The sequence below is a fragment of the Kocuria sp. JC486 genome (genome assembly GCF_011602805.1).
Taxonomy (GTDB): Bacteria; Actinomycetota; Actinomycetes; order Actinomycetales; family Micrococcaceae; genus Kocuria; species Kocuria soli.
In genome coordinates, this window is the sequence record NZ_JAAOZS010000018.1 from 59,485 (window position 1) to 64,487 (window position 5,003).

General features: G+C 64.8%; 5 protein-coding genes. All 5 read right to left on the minus strand.

What is annotated here, in order from left to right:
- Positions 1-74: 74 nt before the first annotated feature.
- Complete coding sequence (locus GWK18_RS09865; protein ID WP_123826212.1) at positions 75-593, minus strand: asparaginase domain-containing protein; 519 nt, start codon at positions 591-593, stop codon at positions 75-77.
- A gap of 80 nt (positions 594-673) precedes the next feature.
- The gene (locus GWK18_RS09870) at positions 674-1,015 is read right to left on the minus strand and encodes a DUF2200 domain-containing protein (RefSeq protein WP_123826214.1); all 342 of its coding nucleotides are present in this window, start codon (positions 1,013-1,015) and stop codon (positions 674-676) included.
- A 34-nt stretch (positions 1,016-1,049) separates the two neighbouring features.
- Complete coding sequence (locus GWK18_RS09875) at positions 1,050-1,841, minus strand: slipin family protein (RefSeq protein WP_123826216.1); 792 nt, start codon at positions 1,839-1,841, stop codon at positions 1,050-1,052.
- The gene (locus tag GWK18_RS09880) at positions 1,841-2,545 is read right to left on the minus strand and encodes a transposase (RefSeq protein ID WP_209280932.1); all 705 of its coding nucleotides are present in this window, start codon (positions 2,543-2,545) and stop codon (positions 1,841-1,843) included. Before GWK18_RS09880 ends, GWK18_RS09875 begins: the two co-directional genes overlap by 1 nt.
- 5 nt (positions 2,546-2,550) lie before the next feature.
- The gene (locus GWK18_RS09885; protein WP_348535920.1) at positions 2,551-4,893 is read right to left on the minus strand and encodes a cbb3-type cytochrome c oxidase subunit I; all 2,343 of its coding nucleotides are present in this window, start codon (positions 4,891-4,893) and stop codon (positions 2,551-2,553) included.
- Between the last annotated feature and the right edge of the window lie 110 nt (positions 4,894-5,003).

A 5,003-nucleotide genomic window follows, 5' to 3' on the forward strand; every position in this document is an offset into this window, starting at 1 on the left:
GACCGCACACGCCATAACGTGTGCGGTCGACGCTTAGTGGTGTGGTCGGCACGAACGGAGCGAAACGGGGCCGTTCAGTTCTCCGGAACGACGAGGTCCACGAACTGACCGCGGTCTCGGTCCTTGACCACCGCGCCCACGGGGAACACGCGGCCACTCATCGCCAGGTAGATCCCTGGGTCGAGGAGCTGCACCGCCGCGAACGCGGTACCCAGGTTGAACTGCGAATCCGTGACGCGAAGGGACGCGGGCTGCATGGCGCCCGTGAACACGATGGTCTTGTCCGCGAGCGCGGTGCCGTGCGTCCGGAGGTACTCCGCGGTGTCGGTCATCGTGTCCGTGCCGTGCGTAATGACCACACGCGTGTTGGGCAGGGCTTCGACCCGCTCGAACAGGGTCTGCCGGTCGTCGTCGGTGATGTCCAGGCTGTCCTTGCGCAGGACCGGCTCCGCGGTGACGGGAACGGTCGGCCTGACGACGGACAGGATCTCCAACGCTGCGGGCTCCCCGATCTCCAAGTCGCCGGTCAGGGAGTAGATCTTGTCGATGGTGCCGCCGGTGGTCACGAGCGCGATGGGCTGGGGATTCGTCATCGCACGAGACTATCGGGTGCCGAGGTCGGTTGGACCCTCGACCCCGACCACGGCGGCCGAGGACTGGCAGGCGCAGAAGGTCACCCTCGCAGGACCTTCTCCATGGCCTTGCCCTTGGCCAGTTCGTCCACCAGCTTGTCCAGGTACCGGATCTTCTGCATGAGCGGATCCTCGACGTCCTCCACGCGGACCCCGCAGACCACGCCTTTGATCAACGGGGCGTTGGGATTGAGATCGGCGTCGGCAAAGAAGTCCTCGAACGTGGTCTCTTGATCCAGGTGCGCCTGGAGCTCGTCCTGCGTGAAGCCGGTGAGCCAGCGGATCACCTCATCCAGTTCCTCCCGGGTACGCCCCTTCTTCTCGACCTTGGTGACGTAGTGCGGATAGACGGAGGCGACGCTGGTGGTGAAGATCCTGTGCATCGACTCAGGCTAGACCACCTGCTCCGGACACCGGTCAGTGGTCGCCCTGGCTGCCGGGTTGCCCCTCGGACCCCAGCATCTTGGTCAGCCCGGACATGATGTCCACGGGCAACGGGAACACCACGGTGGAGTTCTGGTCCGCGCCGAGCTCCAGCAGGGTCTGCAGGTAGCGCAGTTGGATGGAGGCGGGAGCCTGGGACAGCGTCTCGGCGGCATCGCGAAGCTCGGCGGAGGCCTGCAGCTCACCGTGGGCATTGATCACCTTGGCGCGGCGCTCGCGCTCCGCCTCCGCTTCACGCGCCATCGCACGCTGCATGGCCTCCGGGATCTCGATGTCCTTGATCTCCACGATCACAACCTCCACGCCCCAGGGCCCTGTCTGGCGGGCGATGATCTCCCGAAGATCTGACCCCAAGTCGTCCCGATGGGCCAGCAGTGTGTCCAGATCAACGCGCCCCAGGAGGGACCGGAGGGACGTCTGCGCGATCTGCGAGGTGGCCACCGCGTAGTTCTCCACCTCCAGCACAGCCTTCTGGGGGTCCACCACGCGGAACATGACCACGGCGTTGACGCGAGCGGGCACGTTGTCCTTGGTGATGATCTCCTGCGGCGGAATGGTGAGCGTGATGGTGCGCAGGTCCACCCGGTGCAGGGAATCGATCAGCGGCAGCACCACCTTGAGCCCCGGCCCGTACAGCGGCTTCACGTGGCCGAACCGGAAGGCCACCGCGCGCTGGTACTGCGGAATCACCCGCAGGCTCACCAGCAGGATCACCACGATGACCAGCAGGACACACAGAACGGCTATGACCGCGGACGCGGGCATCACTTCCCCTTTCGGACGGTACTGGTATCGGACGCAGAGCGTTGCACCGGTTCGATGGGCAGCCGCTCCCGCGTGACACCGCCCCACACGGCGTCGTTGCCCCGCGAATCTCCACCCCACTTGGCGGCGAAGCGATCCGTGGTCATAGCCTGCAGAGCCTCACGGTCGTTGTGGTGAACGATGTGATCGGGAGCCCCGGTCGGGGTTCGCACCAGATGGATCACCAGGGGCGCACACACGACGGCGACGACGAACGCGGTGACCGCCAGCACCAACACTTCAAGGCCCGTGGTGGCCATGAGCATGCCGGCCAACAGCATGATCACGCCCATGGCTCCCACAGCCACGGCCACGCCGCGATGGAACCGGCCGTTCTCGGAATGCGGCCACGGGTCCACTTCTCGGGTCAGTTGCTTGCCATGGTCGGACACGGTGCAGGTGTCCTTGACCGGGCAGGCATTGCAGATGTCGGCCTTGCCGCGATACCGCATGACGCGGTTGTCCGGGTCGAAGGACGTGGGCCACAACCATTGGTCTTCCGGGCACAGCCAGGCGTCGTGACTCTCGTGGTAGACGAAGCCGTTGGTCCGCCAGGCCACCGCCCGTTGGGACGTGCGCCGCGCCAGGATGTCGAATCCCCAGGCGGCGGCCAACGCCAGACCGTAGAGGCACAGGCCCCATGTCAGCAGTGAGATCTGATCCATTCCGGTCACAGGTCCGAACTGTTGGGATCGTCCGGGTCATCGGCCCGGCCCATGGGTCGGTCCTGTGCCTCCCGGTCCGACCGGTACCGTCCCCGCGGTTTGTCGGCTTCCCGGAGTTGACGGTCCGAACGGTATGGCGTGCGTTCGCTCGTGGCGGTGGCCTCCACCCGCTCCTCGGCGTCGAACTCCGCCAACTTGGCGGGGGTGATCTCTTCGTACAACGGCGTGGTGGTGCCGTCCTCCCCCGGGCTCTTGCGCAGGAAGTACTTGAGTCCCAGGAAGGCCAGGTAGAGCAGCGGAACGATGCCGACCAGGAAGATCACGTCGCCTGGCATGCGCAGCCACTCGACCACCACGTTGCCGGGTTCAGTCAGGTAGCCCAGCGACCGTGCCTCGTAGTACCCCTCGGAGACCGAGTGGTAGAGCTGGGCGACCCCCAGCGGCATGAGGGAGACGAAGACCATCCACAGCAAGCCGATGTTCAGCGCCCAGAAGGAGAACCCCATCCACTTCTCGGGCCACTTCTCCGGCGGGATGACGTAGCGCAGGGCGAAGACCGCCATGCCGATCGCCAGGAACCCGTACACGCCCATCATGGCGCCGTGTGCGTGGTTGGCGGTGAGTGCGGTACCGATTTGGTAGTAGGACACGATCGGCATGTTGATCAGGAACCCGAAGATTCCCGCGCCCAGGAAGTTCCAGAAGCCCACCGACACCAGGAACATGACCGCCCAACGGTGCGGGAACGGCTTGGTCCGGTTCGAGTGCTGGCGGGACCCGAGTTGCATGAAGCCCCATGCCTCGACCGTCAGGAACGTCAGCGGGATGACCTCGGCCGCGGAGAAGAACGCGCCCAGTGCCATGTGCTCCACCGGGGTTCCGGAGAAGTAGAGGTGGTGCATGGTGCCGATCACGCCACCCACGGAGTACAGGATGATGTCCATGTAGATGATGGCGATCGCGATGCGCTCCCGGACCACACCCAGCAGCACGAAGATGTAGGCCACCATCACCGTGGTGAACAGTTCCAGGAAGTCCTCCACCCACAGATGGACCACCCAGAAGCGCCAGAAATCCGCGACGGAGAAGTGTGTGTCCGTGCTCGCCAGCATCCCGACGGCGTAGAACGCCGGAATGGCCAGGCCCGCGAAGAAGAACAGCCAGGGCATGTTGCCCTTGTGCTCCCCGCGCAACCTGGCGCGCATGCCGCGGTAGACGATCGCGATCCAGATGAACATGCCCACCGTGAGCAGGATCTGGAACAGCCGCGGCAGGTCCAGGTACTCCCACTGCTGGGACAGCCAGGACCCTGGTTCCGTGATTCCGTGGACGGACAGGAACGTTGTCAACAACGTTCCGACGACGACGATCACGACCGCCACGTACAGGAGCACGGTCAGGAGCCCCTGCTTCTTGGGTTCCCGACGGGCGATGAACGGCGTCAGGAAGATACCCGCGGCCAGGAAGCCCGCGGCTGTCCAGAACAGGGACAGCTGAACGTGCCACGTGCGTGCCAGGTTGTAAGGCAGGATCTGCGACATGTCGAAGCCAAAGAAGCCGGTCAGTTCCACGCGGTAGTGCTCTGTCAGAGCGCCCAGGAGCGCTTGAGCCAGGAACAACACGATGATGGTGGAGAAGAACAGCACCGTCATGCGTTGTGAGGGCGTGAGCCGCACTTCGCCGGGCTGCCGGAAGTCCAGGATGGGGGCGTCGTCGCCGTGCCAACCGATCTTGGCCGACCACCGACCGTAGACCGCGAACAGCACGCCGATACCGCCCAGAAGGACGACCAAGGACAGCACGGACCAGATCATCAAGTCGGCGGTCGCGGTGTTGCCGACGTTCGGTTCGGCGGGCCAGTTGTTCGTGTACGAGTAGTCGTGTCCCGGCCGATCTGTGGAGCCCGCCCAGGCGGTCCACGCGTAGAACGCGGTCAGGTCGTGGATCTGGTCCTGGTCCGTGATCATGTTGGCCGGCAGACCGTTCTTGGTGGTCGGCTCACCGAAGAAGTCGGAGTAGTAGCTCTCCATGTGATTGAAGCCGTCGACCTGGGTGGGGGTCCAGGTCAAGGTCCCAGTTTCCTCGTCGTACCGGTTCGTCCGCCATTCGTCCTCGACCGCCTGCTGAGGGTCCTGGACGCCGTCGTTCGTGTACTGCTCGATCGCCCGGTCTGTGGTCACACGGAGGTATTCCGCCGTCCAGTCGGGGCCCAGGTAGGCACCGTGACCCAGGACGGATCCGTACTCCTGGAGCCCACGGGCATTGAAGATCTCCTGGCCGCGCGTGATGTCTTCACCGGTTGCCACCACCGTTCCGTCCTCGGCCACGATCTTATCGGGCAAGGGCATGGAGGCCGAGTACGTTCGATAGGCCAACAGGCCCATGACGGCTCTTCGCAGATGAGGGTGTAGAAGCTGACGGCGCGGCGGTGTTGGGATAGAAGTCGAGGTCTCCCGAG